The sequence below is a fragment of the Sorangium sp. So ce145 genome, assembly GCF_051525985.1.
Classification (GTDB): domain Bacteria; phylum Myxococcota_A; class Polyangia; order Polyangiales; family Polyangiaceae; genus Sorangium; species Sorangium cellulosum_B.
This window is the reverse complement of sequence record NZ_CP150315.1, coordinates 4,264,873-4,286,068: the sequence shown is the minus strand read 5'-3', so window position 1 is coordinate 4,286,068 and position 21,196 is coordinate 4,264,873. Positions and strand designations below refer to the sequence as shown.

The 21,196-nt window shown below is 72.3% G+C and carries 11 protein-coding genes; 4 read left to right on the top strand and 7 right to left on the bottom strand.

Translation table 11 applies throughout. The annotated features are described in order from the left end of the window. Positions 1 to 58 precede the first annotated feature (58 nt). The 3 genes from WMF34_RS16195 to WMF34_RS16185 all read right to left on the bottom strand — a co-directional run bounded on the left by WMF34_RS16195 (position 59) and on the right by WMF34_RS16185 (position 10,697). Positions 59 to 4,879, bottom strand: a complete 4,821-nt coding sequence (locus tag WMF34_RS16195) for an alpha-2-macroglobulin family protein (protein ID WP_437993823.1) — start codon at positions 4,877 to 4,879, stop codon at positions 59 to 61. A gap of 294 nt (positions 4,880 to 5,173) precedes the next feature. Then, positions 5,174 to 9,202 carry a serine/threonine-protein kinase gene (locus WMF34_RS16190; RefSeq protein ID WP_437994639.1) on the bottom strand — a complete coding sequence of 1,343 codons (4,029 nt, stop codon included), beginning with the start codon at positions 9,200 to 9,202 and terminating at the stop codon, positions 5,174 to 5,176. A 610-nt stretch (positions 9,203 to 9,812) separates the two neighbouring features. Beyond that, positions 9,813 to 10,697, bottom strand: coding sequence for a hypothetical protein (locus WMF34_RS16185; RefSeq protein ID WP_437993822.1), 885 nt, complete (start codon positions 10,695 to 10,697; stop codon positions 9,813 to 9,815). Between the two features lie 594 nt (positions 10,698 to 11,291). Between WMF34_RS16185 and WMF34_RS16180 the strand changes: the two genes are divergently transcribed. Further along, the gene (locus WMF34_RS16180; protein ID WP_437993821.1) at positions 11,292 to 11,660 is read left to right on the top strand and encodes a hypothetical protein; all 369 of its coding nucleotides are present in this window, start codon (positions 11,292 to 11,294) and stop codon (positions 11,658 to 11,660) included. A gap of 162 nt (positions 11,661 to 11,822) precedes the next feature. Here WMF34_RS16180 and WMF34_RS16175 read toward each other — a convergent pair whose 3' ends face one another. The 4 genes from WMF34_RS16175 to WMF34_RS16160 form a co-directional block, all read right to left on the bottom strand. Continuing rightward, a complete protein-coding gene (locus tag WMF34_RS16175; RefSeq protein ID WP_437993820.1) occupies positions 11,823 to 12,884 on the bottom strand; it encodes a beta-ketoacyl synthase N-terminal-like domain-containing protein in 1,062 nt (353 codons plus the stop codon). Then, positions 12,881 to 13,912 (bottom strand): DUF2169 family type VI secretion system accessory protein, encoded by a 1,032-nt coding sequence (locus WMF34_RS16170; RefSeq protein WP_012235736.1) that lies wholly within the window; start codon positions 13,910 to 13,912, stop codon positions 12,881 to 12,883. The genes WMF34_RS16175 and WMF34_RS16170 overlap by 4 nt, the downstream gene beginning before the upstream one ends. A 64-nt stretch (positions 13,913 to 13,976) precedes the next feature. Beyond that, positions 13,977 to 15,440, bottom strand: a complete 1,464-nt coding sequence (locus WMF34_RS16165; RefSeq protein ID WP_437993819.1) for a YkgJ family cysteine cluster protein — start codon at positions 15,438 to 15,440, stop codon at positions 13,977 to 13,979. Between the two features lie 114 nt (positions 15,441 to 15,554). Further along, positions 15,555 to 16,865 (bottom strand): DUF1566 domain-containing protein, encoded by a 1,311-nt coding sequence (locus tag WMF34_RS16160; protein WP_437993818.1) that lies wholly within the window; start codon positions 16,863 to 16,865, stop codon positions 15,555 to 15,557. Positions 16,866 to 17,431: 566 nt separating this feature from the next. Between WMF34_RS16160 and WMF34_RS16155 the strand changes: the two genes are divergently transcribed. The 3 genes from WMF34_RS16155 to WMF34_RS16145 are packed head-to-tail and all read left to right on the top strand — an operon-like array spanning position 17,432 to position 21,098. Further along, positions 17,432 to 18,451, top strand: a complete 1,020-nt coding sequence (locus WMF34_RS16155; protein ID WP_012235733.1) for a sugar-binding protein — start codon at positions 17,432 to 17,434, stop codon at positions 18,449 to 18,451. A 32-nt stretch (positions 18,452 to 18,483) separates the two neighbouring features. Further along, complete coding sequence (locus WMF34_RS16150) at positions 18,484 to 19,986, top strand: sugar ABC transporter ATP-binding protein (protein ID WP_044968560.1); 1,503 nt, start codon at positions 18,484 to 18,486, stop codon at positions 19,984 to 19,986. Further along, positions 19,983 to 21,098: an ABC transporter permease gene (locus tag WMF34_RS16145; protein ID WP_157906701.1), complete on the top strand. Its 1,116-nt coding sequence runs from the start codon at positions 19,983 to 19,985 to the stop codon at positions 21,096 to 21,098. The genes WMF34_RS16150 and WMF34_RS16145 overlap by 4 nt, the downstream gene beginning before the upstream one ends. Positions 21,099 to 21,196: the final 98 nt, after the last annotated feature.

The following is a 21,196-nucleotide window of genomic DNA, read 5'->3' as shown; positions in this document are numbered from 1 at the left end:
AAATCGTCGCTCGGACGCCGGCGCGCGTGGAGGGTGAACCGGTATCCAGGAGCGCCGATCACTCGATCACGATGAACCGCGCCGGGACCACCGCGCGCGGCAGCTCCTCCTGCGCCACCCGGGCCTGCGCCTCGGGCGCCGTCACCTTCCCGGCGAGGGCGAAGCGCACCGGGATCTCCACAAGCGTCGCGAGCCGGCTCGCCTCCAGGGAAGCCCGCAGCGCGAGGACGCCGTTCACCTGCCGCACGCCCCCGAGCGGCGCGGCCAGCGACACCCCTGGGGGAAGCGGGATGCGCACGTCGACCTCGACCGGGCGGCCCAGCGTGTGGCGCAGCGAGACCGCGAGCTTGCCCGTCGTTCCCGCGCGCGGGCGCTTCGGCCAGGAGATCTCCACCTGCACGGGGCTCGCCGCCGCGGCCGGCGGCCGGCTCCACCGCCGTAGCGCCGGGCGCTCCAGGCGCGCCACGACCGCGGGCCCCGCTGCCTCGACCGACGCCTCCGTCGCACCCGCGTCGAGCGGCACCACGAGCCGCCCCGACGGCCCGACCTCCACGTCGCGGCGCACGCCGCCCGACGTGACCGTGACCCGCGCCGCCCCTCGGCCCTCGCCCCCGTGGGCCAGGAGCGCGCGCACCACCACGCGCGTGCTGGCCGGCGCGCCGTAGCCGCCGCGCACGTCGCGCTGCACGCCCACCCAGCCGAGGAGCCTCGCGGGCGGCGCCGCGCTCCGGCCGAGCCCGGCGGCGCGGAGGAGCGCCGCGTAGACCACCGCGCGCGCGCTCCGATCCTCGGCCTGGCCCGGCGGCAAGGTGATGCCGCCGGTCGGGAGCAGCGCCACCCAGGCGCGCAGCCGATCCGCCACGTTCGCGGCCAGCGCCGCCCGGTGCGGCCGCTCCGCGAGCGCGAGCAGGACCCGGGCGAGCGCCACGCGATCGCCGCTCCGGATCACCTCGTCCAGCGTCCTCGTGACGAACGCGTCCCAGCACGCATTCACCGCGCCCCCCGCCGGCGAGGGCTCGACCTCGAGCGCGTCGAGCGCCGCCGCAGGCTGCAGGGGCTCGGGCGGGCAGCGCGCGTCGATCGCCGGCAGCTCCTCCGCCACGGACGCGGGCGCGAAGGTCCGCGCCCGCAGCGCCGGAGGCCAGGAGACCAGGTCCTTCTTGGTGCCCTTGTACGCGAGCAGCCGGCCCACGGCGCGGCGGCCGATGTCCTCCGCGCGCGCGGCGAGCGGCGCGCCCTCGCCCCCGCGCGCGGCGGCCCAGCGGCACACGAGCGCCGCGACCTCCACCGCGTCCGCCATCGCGCCTGCGGACGAGAGCCGATCGGGATCCATCGCCTCGAGCGCCGCGGTGAGCGCGCCCGCGAGGCCGCGCTCGACGACGAGCCGCGGGCGGCCGGTGGGCTGGTAGCGCTGCGCGTCCGCCGCAATGCGCAGCGTGGCCGTGGCGCCGCCCTCGACGACCTGGGCGATGTTCAGATCGGTGGGCTCGCCCGCGGGGCGCACGTCCCACGCGTGCACGAGCGTGTCGCCCGCAATCCCCTGCGCCTTCACGGCGACCGCGAGCTCCGCCCGCCCCGCGCGCAGCGCCCGCACCCGCGCGCGCACCGGGGCCGCGCCCCCCGCGGGCACGTCGACCGCCATTGCCCGGCGCCGTGGGTCCGCGAGGGCGGCCACGCCGCGCGCCATGAGCTCCACGTTCGCGCGGAGCGGCCTCGATGAGCGGTTCCGGACCGAGATCTCCACGTCGACCTCGTCGCCCTCGACCCACGCGGCGCCCGCCTCCACGCGCGCCGAGAGCGGCTGCGCGGTGGGCACGTCGAGCGTGGTCGTGGCCGGCGTGGCGCCGTCCGGCACGCCGACGAAGACGAGCCGGAAGGTCGTCTCGACGTCGCCGAGCGGGACGCGCATCCGCAGCCGGCCATCCTTTTCGGTGCGCTGGGGCGGCGACCAGAAGAACACGCCCCGCGGCGCGCCGAACGAGGTGCGGTGGGATCCACCCAGCCTGCCGTGGCCTGAACCGAACCCGCCGCCGGAGCCCGAGCCCACGCCGGAGAGGCCGAGGCCGCCCAGGCCGATCCCCTCGCCGAGCGACGTGCCCGTGAGCTCCTCCAGGAGGCTCTCCCACGCCGACACCGTGGCGTCGCCGACCTCCATGTCGAACTTCGCGTCGACGAGGCGATCCTCTCCGACCGCCCTGGCGTACGGCGTCCCCGAGCGCAGCACGCGCTCGAACGGATCGCGCACGTCGTCGCCCGTGCCGATCCGGCCGTCGGGCCCGGGCGCGTGAAGGGCGAAGCCGCGCCGCACCGTGAGGAACGGCGCGGGCGGCGCGGTCGTCGGGGTGAACTGGATCGTGCCGCCCCACGGATCGAGCAGGAGCGACTCCTCGAGCTGCGCGTCGCGCACCAGGCGGCGGAGCAGCGCGTTCGGATCGCGGAGCGCCGGCTCGTCCGGGTCGAGCAGCCGCTCGCGCCGGAACGCGCGCGCCGCGGCGAGGATGCGGAAGAGCTTGAGGCGGGTGACGCGGCGAGCGACGTGATCGAACGTGACCTGCGGGTCCACCGCCAGGAGGTCCGCGAGCGAGAGCGGCTCGCCGCCGGGCGTCTCGGGGGGCGCATCCATGGCGGCGGTGACCAGGGTCATCAGCTCGGGGTTCCATGCATAGGCGCCGCCCGGCCCGCGGCGGCGCACGTCGCGCAGCCGCTCCGGGTCGCCGGTGGCCTCGAAGACCGCCCCCTCGAGCGAGCGGAGCACCTGGCCGAACGCCTCGTCGAGCGCCGCCCGCGCGGAGCCGGCCGGATCGTTCGCCGGCGCGATCGCCTCGCGCGCCCGCGCGCCGAGCTCCGCGCGCCGGAGCGGATCGAGCGCGGGATCGCCCTGCAGGAAGGCGCCGCAGCGCTCGGGCTCGACCATGCCCTGGCAGAGCCGCGCGCGCGTGTCGAGCGCCGCGAGGCCGCCGGCGCTGCCCCCGCCGTGCAGATCCACGACGACGGCCGCGACGGTCCCGGGCAGGCCGCGGCCGCCCCCGTCGGTGAGCGCGAGGTCCACGTCGACGGCGCCGCGCGGGGCCGCGCGGCCGCCCGTGATGCGGGCCTCGAGCCGGGGGAGGACACGCGGCGTGACGAGCACCGCGCCGCCTGCCTGCCGCGCGGCGGCGCCCGGCCGGGGAGCGGCGGCGCTGAGCGTCCAGACGCCCGCCGCGCCCTCGGGCAGGCCGAGCGCGCCGCCCTCCGGACCCCCGGCGATCCAGGCGCTCGCCGCGCGGGCCGAGTTGCCTGCCTGGACGATCACGCTCCAGCCCACGCCGTCCGCTGCGCTGCTGCCGGCGCCGTCCGCCGCCCCGCCGCCCTCCGGCCGCCGGCCAGCGCGCGGGCGCGCGCCACCGGCGTCGATCAAGCGGAGCGGGAGCGCGTCGCCGGCGCGGGCGAGGAGCCGCTCGGGCCGGAGCAGCGCCGTGGCGTCGCGATCGACGGAGATGCACAGCGCGAACGGCTCGCGCCGCGACCCGAGCGCCGGGAGCTCGCCGGATGGCCGCACGCGCACCGCCGCCGCGACGCCGCCGGCGCACGGCCCGACGTTGCGGAAGGCCCCGAGCTCGACGGGCGCGTCCCAGGTCACCTCGGCCTCGCCGTACGCGTCGGTGGTCACGGCGGCCTGGAGCCCGTCGCCCTCGACGGTGAAGGTGCCCTGCACCGGCTTCCGCCGGGCATCGCGGACGCGCAGGAGCATGCGCTGAGCGACGCCCGGAACGATCGCGCCCGCCTCCGGGAGCAGCGCCGCCTCCGAGGTCGGGCTCTCCACGGAGACGGTGGCCTCGCGCTCGAGCTCGTGCCCCTCGAACGTCGCGCGCGCGACGACGCGCAGCGTGGTCCCTGCGCCCTGCACCACGGTGGTGGGCGCCACGGCCGCGCCGCGGACCTCGCCGGCCGCGTCGGTGCGCGCGGGCGTGGTGAGCTTCTCCCACGTGGCCTTGTCCTCGGGCGGGCTCGTGCCCTTCGGCCCGGTCCAGGTCCGCACCGGCAGCCCGGCCACGGGCTGGCCGGCGCCATCGCGGATCCGGATCACGTAGCTTGCGCGATCCCCGGCGCGCAGATCCTGCTCGGACCACTCGGCCAGCATCTGCGGGGCGCCGGGCGTCTCCTCGCGCGGCGAGAGGGAGATCTCCGCGGCGTTCGACGAGGCCCCCGCCGCGCTCCGCGCGCGGGCGCGGAGGATCCACCGCCAGCCGGGCTCGTCGATCCAGGGGACGGGCACGCGCGTCATGGCGACGCCGGCCGCGTCCGTCGTGACCACGGCCGTGTGCCGCGCGACGCCGCCCTCGAGCAGGCTGACCTCCACGGGGACCCGCGGGGCCGGCTGCCCCGAGGCCTGGCTCTGCACGGTGATCCACGCCGACATCGCGCTGCCCGGCACCACGCGCGTGTCAGGGACGTGCAGGTCGACCTGGAGCGGCGAGAGGCGGTGCACGATGAGCGTCCGCGTCCGCTGCCGGTCGCCAGCGCGCACGCCGAGCAGCAGCCGGAGCTTGCGCTCGGGCCCCTCGGGGATCGGGACGTCGAGGTGAGCGCGCCCCTTCGCGTCTGTGGTGACCCGCACGGGCGGCGGGACGGCGCTGACCTTGCCGAGGTGCTCGGGATCCCAGGTCGCCTCCACGGTGACCGCCTCGAGCGGCCTGAGCGCGATCGCGGTGGGGAAGCCGAGCGCGAGGACCTGGACCGGCAGGGTGGCGCCGGGCGCGCCGCGGTCGGGCGCGTGAAGGAAGAGGTCGAGGCCGCGGGCGACCGCATCGCGGCCGTCCGTGGCCGCGTCGGAGGTCGCGGCGGCGCCGAGGGAGGCGACGAGGAGGAGGCCGGCGAGCGGAACGGAAGGCCTGGGCATGGTGCCTTTCGACACGGCAGAGGGGCGCAGGTTCCTGCGCTGCACGGCGCCGCGCGGAGTGGCCGGCGCGCCGGCCGGCGACGGGCTCCGGCGCAAAGGGGTCGACGACCTCCGGGCTGAATTTCAATTCTCCTGGGAGGCTGTCGACAACCTCCCGGCGAAGTTTCATCGATGGTGCTGCACTTTGGGGGGGAAAGTGCAGCACTCGCTCTCAAAATACAGCACTGTGCGGAAGCGAAGTGCAGCACTCACGACCCCTCCGGGGGATCGTGACGGCTGCGTCGATCCGACGGGTCACCTGCTCGCCGCGCCCCATGCCTCCGCAAGTATCAGGATGCGGGCGTGTTCCGGTACGGCTTCGAGGAAGCTGCGGCGCAGGGTGGGCGACTCGATGGCGCCCGCCTCGGCGCACAGCTGATCGCTGGCGGCGGCCAGCGCTGCCCGGGCCGCATCGTCGTCGCCGCAGGCTCGGAGCGCCTCGGCCCAGGCGAGGCGCACCAGTGCTTCATCCTCATCGAGACTTCCAAGCCGCTCCACGACCTCGATCCCCGCGCGCGCGGCGGCGAGCGCCTCGACTGCACGCCCGTCCCGGAGCAGGGCATGGGCGAGCGTGGCCTGCGCAACGGCGTGCTGCGCCGGGTAGGGCTGCGTCTCGCCAAGCACGGTGGTCGCCTGCGCGCACGCCTCTGCGACCTCTCCGAGGTCGACCATGGCTCGCGCAAGCAGCATCCTCGCCTGGAGAATGTGCCAGCCGTTGTCGAACGCTCGCGCCTTCTCGATGACCCCGGCCGCCAGCGTCTTCGCTGCGGCGCTCTGCCCCTGCGCTACGTAGGTGCGCCCCAGGTAGATGGTGGCCGCGTTGTCCGCATAGTGCAGGTCGAGCTGAGCCGCGACTCCCCTCGCCGCCTCAAGCGTTGCCTGTGCAGGTCCCCAGATGCCGAGCCGCTGTTGCAGCGTGCCGACCGCCAGGCGCATGAGGCACATATCCCGGAGCGCACCGGCGCGCTCGTATGCCTCCAACGCGGCCTCGGTGAGACGCAGGGCGAGCTCGAGGCGGCGCGGGTAGAAGCACGGCGTGACGCTCCTCGAGTTATAGATGTGCCCCGCCAGGAGGGGTTCCAGCTCTTCGCACCGCACCTCGTCCATGACCCGCTCGAGCGCCTCGGCCGCTGCGTGGCGCCCGAGCTCCCGCAGCCAGATGGTGGTGCTGTGCCAGGCGAGGACGAAATCCCGGTCGAGCGCTGTGCGCTTTACGGCGCGCGGCAGCGACAATGCCACCTCCTCGAGCTGCTCTGCCTTCCCGAGCGCCCCGCGCGCCCAGGCGAGCATCGCCAGCGCGGCGTCAGCCGTCCTGCCCCTCTTGGATGCCAAGGCGACGGCCGTCGATGCCGCGCGCTCCGCCTCGACGAACGCGCCTCGCCAGTTGTGCGCGGTCGCCGCGATCGTGTGGAGCCGCGCGGCGGCCTGCTCTCCCGGCGCGCACGCTAACGCCCGTGCCACCCGCGCCAGCGCACCGTCGAGATCGCTCGCCTCCAGCGCCTGCTCCGCCGCCTGCTCATACCAGCGCGCGGCCGCTTCGATCTCTCCGCCATGCTCAAAGTGCTCCGCGAGCACCAGCGCGTCGCGCTCGCCGGCTTCCTCCAACCACGCACCGGCAAGCCGGTGACCGAGCCGCCGATCCACCTCGGTCAGCATGCTGTACGCCGCCTCGCGCACGAGTCCGTGCCGGAAGGTGAACTCCGTCTCCCCAGCGAACCGCGGCTCGGGTTGCGGTACGATCCACTCGCGCCGCCCGAGATCCGCGAGCCTTGCGTCGAGCACCGCACGTTCGTCCTGCCCGAGCCCGAGCAGGCGCGCTATTGCGCTTCGCCAGAACACCTCTCCGAGCACGCTCCCGGCACGCAGGAGCCGCCGCTCCTCGGCATCGAGGTCCTTGAAGCGCGCCTGCACCATCGCCAGCACCGTCGCCGGCGCCTCTCGCGCGTCTCGGCCCTCATCGGCCGCGCGCACAAGCTCCTCCACGAAGAATGGGTTGCCCGCAGCGCGCCGGACGATCTCCGTTACATGCTCGGCGGAGGCTTGCTCGCCCAACGCGGCCTGTACCATCCGCTCGCAGGCCCGGCGAGGCAATTCCCCGAGCACGAGATCCATCGTGCCCCGCTCGGTCCAGAGGGCCGGGAAGATCGCCCGCACCTCCGGCCGTGCCACGGCGAGCACCATGAGCGGCCGCTCCGCGAGCAGACGCAGCGCCACGTCGATGCACTGCACGGTCGGCTGGTCGCCCCAGTGCAGGTCCTCCAGCACGAGCAGCACCGGGCGCGCCCGGCACTCCGCGTCTACGAAGTCCACCCACGCCCGGCGGATCTGGTCGCCCATGAGCAATGGATCCTTCCGCGCCGCGCGCAGCTGCACTCGCTCTTCATCCGGGAACGGCACACCGACCATCTCCCCGAGGAACTCCGTCACCCGTTCCCGGAGCGCCGGCTCCACATACCGGGCCACGCGGGCCGCGAGTTGTTCCCTCCGGCGCACGAAGGGTTCGCCGTCGACGAGGCGCGCCGCGCGGCGCACCACCTGTCCGAGCAGGTCGAGGGGCGCCCCGGCGCGCGCCGGGTCCGCCTGCGCGATCCAGATCTCGGGCGGCTCGGTGCGCGCCCTGAGCCGCCGTACGAACTCCAGGCGCAGGCGTGACTTGCCCATCCCTGCCGCCGCAATCACGAGCCCCGCCCGCGCGCAGGGTTCGCCGGTGCACTCGTCGAACAGGTCGAGGAGGGCGCGCAGCTCCCGGTCACGCCCCACGAACTGGGTGGACTTGCCGAGCAGGGTGCGCGTCTCGTCGAACCGCTCGCGCTCGCCGACGACCGCGGTCGCTCCAGGCCCATGCGCGATCTCGAACCCCGGTCCGAGCAGGCTGGCCGTAATCGCATCCACGAGCATCGGAGCCTGCGCTGCCGGCTTGCCGGCAACGTCGCCGCGCGGCCCAGCGTCGCCGATGACGAGCAGCTTGGAGGCGCGGTCGATGACAGGGCCGACAGGCTGCCCTCCGTCCAGCGCATCCCAGCCAGTTGCGACGGCGAGGCGGGCACCAGGAAAGAGCTTCCGCAACGCGAGACCACAGCGTACGGCACGTGCGGCCAGGTCGGTCGGCGTCGCCGCACCAGTGAGGATCGCGGCGACTCCGCCGTCCTTCAACGGTTCGAGGCGGCCGCCGTGCTCTGCCGCTGCGTGGCGCAGGTCCGGCAATGCCGGCGCTGTTCCTGTCAACGCCGCAACCATCTCATGCACGTCGAGCGTCGCGGCCTCAGCGCGCAGCGCAGGGACCGCCGCGGCCTCAGCGCGCAGCGCAGGGACCGTGAAGGCCTCCGTGCGCAGCATCGGGACCGTGAAGGCCTCAGCGCGCAGCATCGGGACCGTGAAGGCCAGGAGCGGGGCCTCCACCCTGGCTAGCACGACGCTGACGAGCCCTCGCTCGCGGCGCGTCAGCGCGGGTGCTGGCAGCCCCATGGTGGCGTGCTCCGGCGAACGCGCGGCAAGCGCCTTCGCGGCCGCGGCCGCGTCCTTCGGACGGCCATCGCGATCCTTCGCCGTGAACCACGCTGTGAGCAGGTCGATGGCCTCGGGCACCTCGGGGCGCAGCGCGCTCGGAGCCAGCGCGTCCTCGAACAGCACCTTCACGAGCACCGCGAACGCGTGCTCGGCCCAGAAGGGTGGCTGGCCGGTGAGGCACTCGAACAGGATGCACCCGAGCGCGTACACGTCAGCGCGCGCGTCGATGTCCTGCTCGCCGCGAACCTGCTCCGGTGCCATGTAGGCCGGCGTGCCGAGGGGCACACCGGGTTCGGTCAGCCCGCCGGTCGCGGTCGCGTCGCGCGCGATCCCGAAATCGAGGATCTTCACCTGATCGAGCCGGCCGTCCTGCAGGAACAGGTTTGCCGGCTTAAGATCGCGGTGGGTCACGCCGCGTGCATGCACGAGCGACAGCGCCTCGGCTACGCGGTGGACGAGGGCGAGCCCCTCACCGATGCCGAGCGGCCCGCGGGCGAGCCTCGCGGCGAGGTCCTCGCCCTCGAGCCACTCCATGGCGAGGTAGTGCTGTCCCTGGTCCGAGACGCCGTGAGCCACGTAGCGAGCGATCGCCGGGTGCCGCAGCTCGGCCAGGAGTCGCGCCTCCCGCTGGAACCGCACGACGAGCCGCGCGTCCGCGTTCCTCAGGAGCTTGATCGCGACCAGCGATTCGTCTTGCCGATCGCGCGCGCAGTAGACGTCGCCCATGCCCCCGGCGCCGACGACGCGCTCGAGCTTGAACCGACCGGCAAGGACCATCGGCGGACCCGTCATGCACACGCCCCGATGATACTGCTTCCGTCGTCCACCAGACGTGAGGCAAACCGGGATCCAGGTCGAATGGCGGGAGACCACCGGTCAGGTGCTGATCGTCGCCACCCCCCCGGCGAGCCTTGGCGGATGGGTGGCGCTCGTGGTCTGGCCTGAGATGAGCCGGCGTCACCAAGCCAGCTCGCGCTCATCCGCTCCGCCGACGGGCGCGGGGACAAGGTGCACCTCCCCCGCCCACTTCGGCCAAGAGCGCCTGCCGAGCGGGCACCCGCGCCTCCGTAGTGCTCCGGACCGGCGCGCGCGAGCTTGATGGCCACGTGCGCGCCGCCGCCCTCAGGCTCGGCCTCGAAGACGAGGCCGAAGCCGCCCTTCCCCAGCGTCCTGCGGGTCCAGTAGCCGGGGAAGCGCGGCAAGGAGATGGGGACGACCTCCGTGATGTCCGGAGGAATCGACGACTGGCCGGCCGGCGGCCGAGCGGGCTGCGCGCATTCGGGGCACGCGCCCTGGTTCCGCCGCCCGCAGGCCGGACAGCGCCCCGATTCCCGGGGCGCGCGTTCCGGCGCCTCGTCTCGCAGGGCTTCCGAGCCCATTCACGCTCCTAGGGGCCGGCCGTCAAGAACGTGGTAACCACCTGGTCCGTGCGCACATAAGGGCTGACCGAATAATTTGTGACACACCCTTTGAAGTAGCCGGCCGTCGAGTCTACCCCGTTGCACAGCTGATGGCACGAGCCCCAGATCACCATGGGTCCGCACTGCTGCCAAGTGGTCTCCCCCGTCACCGGGTCGACCTCGACGTGGCCGGCCGCGCAGTCGCGTTGCACCTCGCGCGCACGAACATAGCCCGCCGAGTCGTAGCAGGCCCCCAGATAGGGTGTCGGGGCGAACACGTTGCCCCAGAACGCGCCCTCTCGCACCGGATAGGCCGCGCGCTCCTCCAGAGTCGACGCAAACTCTTGGTTGCGCAGGGAGATGGTCACCGAGATACCATACCAGTTAATCCGCGCGGCAAGGCAGGCCGTGATCTGATGCTGGACAAAGGTATCGTTACCGATGGCGCGGGTCGCCCACCAGTGCGCGTAGCCGAGGTCGCCGCGGTACACCTCCTGGTGGTCGATCCCGCTGCTGTCGGTCCATGAGAACGAGAACGTCTGGTCGGGGCGCAGCGCGCAGCTCACTGTGTACCGCAGCATTTCTCTCGATAGGGAGCCGTTGGTCCCGGGATCCTTGATCGCCGCGAGCGCGGTTGAGCTAAGCTGGCTCGGGTTGAGCACGCGGCTGGCGAGGTCCCTGGGGGTGAGCCCGTTCCGGTTGAGCGCGTTTCGGTTGAGCGCGTTGGAGAGCATGCCATTCGCCGAGATCATCTCACCTTCGGCTACCCCGACGAGTTCCTCCGGCTCTTCCTCGATCTCGGAGCCAACGCAAGCGGCGGCAGCCAAAGGCACGACAAGAAGCAAACTCAGATAAGGATAGCGAATACCCATCACAATCTCCTTTTTTTACGCTGGGCCTCGGCGCTCAATGGCAAAAGGCAGCAAATTTCAATTTATCATTTCGAAGCGCTTCCGCATAGGACCGTGGTCGCGGCGGCGTTGCTACACCACGTCGATGTGACGCCGACCACCGCGCCGTTCCACGACGATGTATCCGACCTCGAGCAAGTCGTCCACGATGGACGCACCGAGCAGCGGATTGCTCGACGCGCCCGAATTCTGCTCGCCATGGCGTCCTCGACCTAACCGCCCAGCCATCGTCATGGGCGTGGCCCTTGCTTGTCTGACCGGGGTCGCGGATGCTGGCCGCGGGGCGGCGTCGGTCCGCGGTCCGGGCGGGCTTGGGACGGTGCCCTGCGAGGAAGTTTCGGCCCGCGTCGAAGTCCGCGGCCTACGTCGCTCAAGACGCGCCGGCATCGCCGGCAGCTCCACTTCTTAACGTTCGTCGGGTGGTTACGCCTTGCCGACAGTCGGGTGGCTAAAATATCGCTGCACTATCGGACCTTGGGTGACGCTGGCAGGCGACGCAGCCCGGTCGCCTGCCAGCGTCGCGGGCTGCATTTTTTCGGCCAAACTTGGCCCGTCATGGCGAGTCCGGAGTCGAAGTACAGCACTCAGATCCAAAGCGCAGCACTACCGTTTTATCTCTCCGGGCAGGCCGTCGACAACCTCCAGGCGAAGTTTCATCTCTCCGGGCAGGCCGTCGACAACCTCCAGGCTGAGTTTCATCTCTCCGGGGAGACCGTCGACAACCTACAGGCGAAGTTTCATCTCTTTGGGGAGGCCGTCGACAACCTCCAGGCTGAGTTTCATCTCTCCGGGGAGGCTGTCGACAACCTCCAGGCTGAGTTTCATCTCTCCGGGGAGGCTGTCGACAACCTCCAGGCTGAGTTTCATCTCTCCGGGGAAGCTGTCGACAGGTGGAGAGGGAATTCCCCGACCCTGCCGGAATGATGGAGCCGCCAAGCCGCCATAAGAGGCCAGAGATTTTGTGGTTTTCTCGGCGTCCGTGGCGCGCGTGGCGGTTCCAAAGGCACCACCTTCGGTCGAAGCACGCATCTTCCGCGGGCGCCAGTTCGGCGGCTCCATGTGGACCTGGTCCGCCAGGTTGCGCCGTCACCCCGGCGCCACGACCACCATCGCCGCGCGCTCCCCGCCGTCGCTCCCGGCGAGGGAGACCGCACACGGGTGCGGCGCGAAGCCCCGCGCGAACGCCTCCGACGCGATCGCGAGGTGCAGCGGCATGGCCGCGGCCCCGAGCGCCCCGATCCGCTGGGCGGGGCACTCCAGCTGCTGCGGATCGCAGAAGAGTTGCTGCGTGCGCACCGACGCGGCCTGGAGCTCGAAATGGCGGAAGGTCTCGAAGCTGATGTCGGTGAGCATCCAGCCCGCGCGCAGCCCGCGCTCGGCCAGCGGCGCGAGCGCGGCGCGCAGCGCGGCGGTGAGGCCCGTGGCCTGGAACGCGGGCTCGTCGTTGTCCGGGCGGGCCCGCTCATGCGCTGTGGAGAGGCCGACGATCTGCCCGAGCTCACGGAGGAGCGCGCGCCGCGCGACGTCGGGGCGCGTGAGGACCACGAAGGCCGCGCACTCGCCGGGGACGAGGGCGTCGAGGTTGTCCGGCCGGAAGAGCCGGCCGGCGGCGTCGAGCGCGGCGATGCGCGCCGGGTCGTAGTCGGTGTGCACGCCGCCGAGCAGCGCCGCGTCGATCGCGCCTCGCGCGAGCGCGTCGCACAGCTCCGGCAGCAGGTACCCCGGCGCTGCGGGGCCGCGCGTCGAGACCTTGACCGCGATCTCCGGCGCGCCCCCGTACGATTGCGCCCGCGCGGCGAGCTCGGCGGCGATCCGCTGCGCCGGGGCCTCGCCGCCCGGCGGCCGCTGCCCGAGGTGCTCGTCGAGGCACAGGCCCATCTGCATGCGCAGCCCCCGCGCCGCGGGACCGAGCTTCTCGATCGCCTCGCCGAGCGCGCGCTCCGCGAGCAGCACGGCGCGCGCCGCGCCCGTGACGCGCGGATCGAGCGTGGGCAGAAAGCACATCGTGACGGGCTCGCCCTGCCCGTCCACGAGCGGGGACTCGCGCATCGCCGCGGCCGAGGCGCGGTGCGAGAACGCTGTGTCGATCGAGCGCAGCCCGACGGGCGTGACCGCGCCCGCGGCCACCATGACGGCGAGGGGCCTCACGCTCGCCCCCGCTCGCGCACGATCACGCGCGCGTCCTTCATCCGCCGGGGCGCCTTGACGTGCGCGCGCCAGACCATCTCGACGGCCACCGGCTTCTGCGGGCCGGTGGCGTAGAGGTCGACGAGCACGGTGTCGAGGTGCGGCGCGAAGGCGACCGGCGCGCGGTCCTTCACGTGGAACTCGATCTCGACCTGCACCTTCGGGAGCTCGAAGCTGAGCGCCCCCTCGGGCGTGAGGTTGAGCGCCCGCACCGGCTCGCCGCCCGCGAGCGGCGGATCCGCGATGAGGCCCGGCGAGGCGCACAGGTTGAAGCGGTGGTCGAAGTCCTCGGGCAGGAGCGGCGCGCGGTTCTCCCGCCACGCGGCGTCGTACGTCCCGGCGTACCCGCGGCGCGGCTCCCAGTGCCGGCCGACGGCCCCGATCCCCGCGGGCGGCGGCGCGGTCTTCGCGGTCCGGATCGGGTACGAGGGGTCCTCGATGGCCGGCGCCGGCTGGTGGGTGAGCGAGGCCGGCGCGCGCGTGACGCCCGTGCCGATCGGGTTGCGCGGCTCCTCGAGGGGCGCCGCGGGATCGTCGTCGTCCCGCCCGCCCCAGGCGTGGTCGTAGCGCATGTCGATCTGCTCGATGGGCGCCGGCGCGGTGAGGGCAGCGCCCTTGTCCACCCAGAGCCGCTTGCCGAACACGACGAGCGATTTCTTGAGCGGGCCCACCTCGACGCGCACGTCGAACGACGGCACGGCCTTGCCGTTCGGCGCGTACGCCGTGGCCACGAAGATCACGTCGGTCGCCGGCTTGAACAGGCAGACGTCGGCGGGGTACGCGACGCTCTCGGGCTTCTTCTCCTCCCAGGGCAGGTCGGCGAGGCGAACTCCGCGCGTGCGCTCGGGGGGCGCGAGCTCGAGGCTGCCGTCGTCCTGGAGCTCGAAGCTCGCCTTGACGATCGTGACCAGCTGCTCGCCGTCCCGGTCGACGAGCAGCTGTGGATGCGCGGCGAAATCCGTCTTGTTATCGAGCGGGGGCTGGCTCATCGCGGGCGCATTATCGACAGGATCGGAGGCGATGTCTCTCCGAGTTCGACGGACGCGCGCGCGATCACCCGGCCATGGCCGCTTCGGCGGCGTACGCGTCGAGGCCGTGGCCGCGCAGCGTCGCCTCCACGAGCGCGATCGGCTCGGCGCAGGCCGGATCGTCCGCGCCCTCCCCTGCAATGACCGCCGGCAGCGCCCGGGCCACGACGAGCCGCACGGCCCGATCGCGGAGCGCGGCCGAGAGCGGCAGCGCCCCGATCAGGCGGTGGCCGTGCAAGGCCGCGCGGAGGGTGAAGCGCTCGCGGTCGCCGACGCGCGCGCGCACGGGCGAGAGGAGCAGCGCAGCGAGCAGGTCGGGCTCGGCCAGCGCCAGGGTCGCGTCCGCGATCCACCGCGTGGCCCTCCGGGCGAGGTCCCGCTCGCTCCGCCAGGCGGCGTCCTCGCGCGCCCGCCGCGCCGCGCGGCCGTGGAGCGCGGCGAGCCAGGGCGCGAGCGACGCCGGATCCAGCGGATCGGGCCGCTCGAAGCGCGCGATCGCCCCGCCGGCGAGGCCCTCGGCCTCGAGCGCGGCGGCGAGCGAGAAGAGGCCGGCGGCGACGTCGGGCGGGGGCGCAGCCGCGGCGAGGCGCCGCGACCAGGCGACGACCTCGGCGCGGGAGGCGGTCGCGCCGGGCGCCACCTGCGCGCTGTCGGGCAGCCGGGCGACGTCGATGCGCTCGTCCAGATCCCCCCGCGTGACGAGCCGCGGATCGAGCAGCGGCGCGCCGCCGGGGCGGCCCACGCTGGCCAGCACGCAAGCGCACTCCACGGCGACCGAGACGCGCACCGACTCGCCGTCGTCGATGAAGCTGGTCGGGAAGGTGCGGCACCCGAGCGGCTTGGCCTCGGGCCCGCCCCTCGCGTGGAGCGAGCAGCGCCCCTCGCCCTCGAGGTAGGCGCACCGGCCGTCGCGCATCGCCACGACGGAGGCCGCGCACGGCCACGTCCCGCGCTCCGGCGTGAAGGCCCGCTCGTGGCGCGCGCCCCCGCTCAGCACGTCGGGCCGCAATGCCCGCGCCCGCGCGGCCTCCTCGGGATCGAAGAGGATCGAGGCGTAGATCCGGCAGCAGCTCCCGCGGCCGTCGCAGTGCAGGCTGAAGTCGGGCAGCACCTCCAGCGGGCGCTCGCGGGGATCGCGCTCCCCCGGGTCGAGCCCGGGCGCCGCGGGCGTCGCGGCACGCCAGGGTCCCGCGTCCTCGCCGGGATCATCCGCTCCCAGCAGCCCCGCGGCGTGGAGCTCCGCGAAGAACGCCTGCGCCGCGGGCACACGCGCGTGTGCGCCCTCGCGGGCCGCCGCGATGACGATGCCCTCGACGTCGCGCGTCCCGTCGGCCGCGGAGAGCAGGACCCACTCCCGTGGGCCGAGCTGGAGCAGCTGCCCTGTGCGGACATCGTGGAGGATGACGCGCTCCTCCTCGCCGACCAGGTGGCGCCGCGCGAGCACGTGGGCGGCGAGGCGAGGGCGCGCCGGCGGCGTGCTCGGGCTCACCCGAGCCACGCTATCCGACGCCGGCGGCAGCGCGCCACCGAAACGAGGCGCGGCGGCGCCGGCCGCCGCCGCCGCGCTCTCCCCGGGCGGAGCACGACGGCCGTGGCGGCGCTCTCAGCGCACGCACTTCACCCACGCGGCCGTGAAGTGGTTCCACTTGCCGCTCTCTCCGGCGTTGAACCCGGTGAAGCCGTCGTCGAAGTTGAGCGCCCAGGCCGCCGAGGCGTTCCCCACGGCCGCGTGGGAGCTCCAGTACCAGTCGTTGCTGCGGGCGCCGTACTGCGTGTCGGGGAACATCGTGCGGTTGATCGACGGCGCCACCTGCGCCTCGTCGACGAGGGTCGCGAGCTCCCGGATGCTGGGCAAGCGCCACGCGTGGCCATTGAGATCGAGCGTCGCGCAGTAGCTCTCCGCCTCGGTCCAGGCGAGCGTGGCCGGCGAATACCCCTGTTGCCAGACGAGGCCTGTGTACCTGTCCATCACCTCGCCGGGCGACACGACGGCGTACTGGTCGGGCGGGGCCACGGCCGGGCTGCTCGGCGCCTCGCCCTCGCCGTTGCCTCGCACGCAGCGCAGGCTCGCCGCGGTCGCCTTGGAGTAGGCGTTGCTGACGATCCCGTCGCTCAGGTTGAAGGCCCAGGCGTAGTCGCGCCCCGCGCCGGCGCCGGCCTGCCGGATGGTGAGGATCCAGTCGGACGACGTCTTGTGGAAGCCCCCGCCCGCCCCCGGGAAAGCGCCCCTGTCGATGGCCGGGCTCCGGGTGAAGTCGACGATCGACGTCATCTCGATGCGCGTCGGAAGGCGCCAGTCGGAGAACCCGCCGAGCGTCAGGTCGTCGCAATAGCGGATCGCCTGCTCCCACGTGTACACCTCGGAAGGAGGGGTCTCTTGCCATTCGAGGCATGTGACGTCGTCGCGCACCACGCCGCCCCCCACATCGGTATAACTCGCGGGGTTGGGCAGGCCGCTGCCCGCCGGGTTGGGCATGGGCCAGCACGCCCACTTGTGCGTCCCGCAGGCCGCGGCCCTGCTGCATCGTTCGGCCGCTCCGCCCGCGCCGCCGCTGCCCGGGCCACCGCCCTCCCCGGCCGCTCCGCCCTCCCCGACCGCTCCGCCCTCCCCGGCCGCTCCGCCCTCCCCGGCCGCTCCGCCGTCCCCCGGCGCTCCGCCGTCCCCAGGCGCGCCGCCGCCCGCGGTGCTCTCCGCTCCGCCGACCCCGGCGCCCGTCTCCGAGGCTCCGCCTGTCGCGAGCGCGCCGCCCGTCCCCCACCCGCCGCTCCCCGCGATCGCATCGGGGTCGCCGCCCTCCTGGCCGCACGCCGCGGCCGCGAGCACCACGCCGAGCGCGACCCCCATCCGGGCACGCGGCGCTGGGACGGACATCACCCAGGTCGCGTCGACGACCCACCGCTTGCTTCGATTCACAGGCACCTCCGCGCGCTCAAGCCAATGCCGCAAGACAAATATGTTCGAACCGCACCAACCTATCACACGCTGCGCGAGGAGGTTCGCCAACGCACGTACCGGAAGAACGGCAACTTCCTGCCAATCGACAGAAATCGCCCAGCGCCGTCATCTCAGCGCGTGCTCGATGTGCCGAGTCGCAGGCCCTGCGCGCCTTCGGCAGGCGCAACGCCCCTGATCACACCGGGCGACCGCGCGTTCCCGTGTCCTGACAATTCTTCGATCAGCCTTAACCCGTGACGTCCCGCGCGCACAGCACCCGCCGATCGTGGTTGACACCGAAAATGTGAACGTTCACAGTGCATTCCTGCGGGCGTCCTTTGTCCTCCACATCCATTCCGATGGTGGAGACCAAGGAGTGGTTCGGCCTCCAGGGACGCGGAGGGTAGACCCCAGCCACCGGGGCGCACTGTGGGAAGAACGCGCCGCCAGCTTTGCGGCAGATCACGGGGACAACGGCCGGGTAAGGGCGACGCCACGCGTGATGTCGACACGTTCTTGAAAGTGAATCAGCAAGGAGACCAGCCGTGAAAGAGACGAAGTCCTGGGGCAAGGGGTGGGCGGTCGTGGCGCCCTTCGTGTTGGCGCTGCTCGCGATGACGGGGTGCAACGAGAAGAGCGAGGGGACGGGCGCCGCGCCAGCCGAGGGAGGCGGCGCGAAGCCGAAGATCGTCAAGCTCGCCTTCGTCACCAACAACGCGTCCGAGTTCTGGAAGATCGCCCAGGCGGGCGTCCGGAAATATGAGCAAGAGAGCAAGGTCCAGGTCGACGTGAAGATGCCGTCGAACGGCACCACCGAGGAGCAGAACCAGATCCTCGAGAACCTTTCGAGTCAGGGCTACGACGCCATCGCCGTGAGCGCCATCGCGCCGGCCGATCAGGTCCCGGTGCTCAACAAGGTGGCCGAGAAGAGCAAGCTCATCACCTTCGACTCCGACGCCCCGGCGTCGAGCCGCCTGCTCTACATCGGCACCAACAACCACGAGGCCGGCAAGGCGCTCGGCGCGCACATCGTGAAGCTCCTCCCGGACGGCGGCAAGATGGCCGTGTTCGTCGGCACGCTCTCCGCGGACAACGCGAAGCAGCGGCTGCAAGGCATCCAGGACGCGATCGCCGGCAAGAACATCGAGATCGTCGACAAGCGGGAGGACAACACCGACCGCGCGAAGGCGCGCTCCAACGTCGAGGACATCATCAACGCGCACCCGGACCTGAAGCTCGTCGCGGGCCTGTGGTCTTACAACGGCCCCGCCATCGCGGCGGCCATCGAGGCGCTCGGGAAGAAGGGCAAGGTCCTCGCGGCGGTGTTCGACGAGGAAGAGGAGACGCTCACGGCCATCGAGAACGGCACGATCTCGGCCACGGTCGTCCAGAAGCCGTTTCAGTTCGGTTACCTGGCGAGCAAGTGGGCGCATGAGCTCTCGGTCAAGCCCGACACGGCGAAGGCCCAGATCCCGGCCAACAAGAGCATCGACACCGGCATCGACGTGATCGAAAAGACCAACGTGGCGACCTTCAAACAGCAGCTCGCCGAAATGAAGAAGTGAGCGTGGCTGCGTCGGCTCCCGATCTGCTCTCGATGCGCGCGATCACCAAGCGGTTCGCCGGCGTGGTCGCGCTCCAGGGCGTCTCTCTCTCGCTGAAGCCGGGCGAGGTGCTCGCCCTCATGGGCGAGAACGGCGCCGGCAAGAGCACGCTCATGAAGATCCTCGGGGGCGCCCTGCAGCCCGACGGAGGCGAGATCTGCATCGACGGGAAGAGCGTCGCTATCGAGAGCGTGCGCGCCGCCAAGCGCCTCGGCATCGCGCTCATCCATCAGGAGCTGATGCTGGCGCCGAACCTGGACATCGCGGCCAACATCTTCCTCGGCAACGAAGGCGGCGCGACAGGGCTGCTCCTCCGTCCGCTGCCGAAGGGCGACATGGCCGCCCGCGCCAGGGAGCTGCTCCTGCGCGTGGGCTTGCGGCTCTCGCCCTCGACCCCGGTGTCCGCGTTGACCGCCGGTCAGATGCAGATGGTCGAGATCGCCAAGGCGCTCGCCCTGAGCGCGCGCATCCTCATCATGGACGAGCCGACCTCGTCGCTCACGAGCGGTGAGTCCGAGCATCTCTTCGGGATCATCCGCAAGCTCCGGGCGGACGGCATCGGCATCGTCTACATCTCGCACCGCATGGAAGAGGTCATGGCGCTGGCCGACCGCGTGACGGTCCTGCGCGACGGCCGCCATGTCGGGGACCTCACGCGCGCGGGAGCGACGCGCGAACGGATCGTCTCCATGATGGTGGGCCGCGAGCTCAGCGCGCACTACTTCCCGGAGAAGCGGCCCCGTGCATCGACCGAGCCCGTGCTGGTGGTCGAAGGGCTCGTCGTGCCCGGCGCGCCCGCGCAGATCTCCTTCTCGGCAGGACGCGGGGAGATCCTCGGCTTCGCCGGCCTGGTCGGCTCGGGCCGCACGGAGCTCATGGAGACGATCTTCGGGGTCACGCCGGCGCTCGGGGGACGCATGACGCTCGAAGGCAAGGAGTTTGCTCCTCGAAAACCCAGGGACGCCATCGACCGCGGCGTCTACCTGGCGCCGGAGGATCGCAAGCGCCACGGCCTCGTGCTGCCGCTCAGCGTCGCGGAGAACACCTCCCTGCCCGACATCGGCAACTACAGCCGCTGGGGCTTCCTGAACAGGGAGACGGAGCGCCGGGTCGCCGAATCGGAGGTGGAGCGCTTGAGGACGAAGACGCCCGGCATCCGTCAGCCCGTCGTGAACCTCTCCGGCGGAAACCAGCAGAAGGTGGTGCTCGGGAAATGGCTGGCCATGAACCCGCGCGTGCTCATCCTGGACGAGCCGACGCGGGGCATCGACGTCGGCGCCAAGGCCGAGATCTACCGCCACATGACCGCCCTCGCGGATGAAGGCATCACCATCTTGATGGTCAGCTCGGACATGGAAGAGATCATCGGAATGAGCGATCGCGTCGCCGTCATGCACGAGCGGCGCATCAAGGGCGTCTTGCCGCGGGAACGGCTCAGCCAGGAGCGGATCGCGACCTTGATGACGGGGCACGCCGACAAGGAGGATCTGTCGTGAGGCGCGAGCTTGGGATGACCATCGCGCTCGTCGTGATGTGTCTGGGCCTCTACATCTCGAACCCGGATTTTCTCGGGCAGTCGAACTCGATCAACACCCTGCGGCAGATCTCGATGCTCGGGATCTTCGCGATCGGCATCGGGTTCGTCATCATCGCCGGCGGCATCGATCTGTCGATCGGGTCCGTGATCGGCCTGACGGGCGTCCTCATCGCCAAGCTCTCGTCGAGCCAGCTCGGCGGCCTGGGTTACCCGCTCTGGATCGGCATTCCGGTGGCGCTCGGCGTGGCGCTGCTGATCGGCCTCGGCCAGGGCCTGTTGATCACGCGGCTCAAGCTGCAGCCGTTCATCGTCACGCTCGGCGGCATGTTGTTCTTGCGCGGCGTCTCGCAGACCATCGCCGGGGGAGGCACGCTGAGCCTCGGTGGCTCGCCGCTGCTCGCCCTTGCGAACGGCGGGCTGCTCAAGAGCGGGAGCGACGCGCTCATCCCGTATCCGCTCCTGATGTTCCTCGCCGTGAGCGGCGTGGCGGCCTACGCGCTGCACTTCACGGTGTTCGGCCGTTACGTCTACGCGATCGGCGGCAACCGCGACGCGGCCGAGTACTCCGGCATCAACGTGAAGCGGGTGGAGACGTCCACGTATGTGATCTCGGCGGGCCTCGGCGGCGTGGCTGGCGTCTGTTACGCGTCGTACATCGGGCAGATGTCGCAGCAGGTCGGCATCGCGTACGAGATGTACGCGATCGCCGCGGCCGTGCTCGGCGGCTGCTCGCTTCGCGGGGGTGAAGGCACGGTGCTCGGCATCATCATCGGCTCCGCGGTGATGCGCGTCATCGACAACGGCATCAACATGTTTCAGCTGCCGTACGAGGACGCCGACCGCATCCAGCGCATCTGGCGCCTGGACCCGAACTGGACCTTCATCATCATCGGCGCCGTGATCCTCGTCGCCGTGATCCTCGACCAGATCGTGCACATCGTGCAGGCGAAGCGACGCATCCGGCATGCCTCCGCGGGCGCCGCCGAGGCGGCGTCGAGCCTGCAGGCGGCCACGGCGGTCAGCGCAGCGGGGCCTCCTGCCGCGAGAGCGCCCGATAGCGAGAGCGTCTGAGCTTTCCGGCAATGGGCGACGAACTGGCAAGTCGCCAGCGCCCCCCTGACCCTCAGGGAAGTCGTTACCTCCTCAGCCCGGCGGCCCGTCCTGAGCCG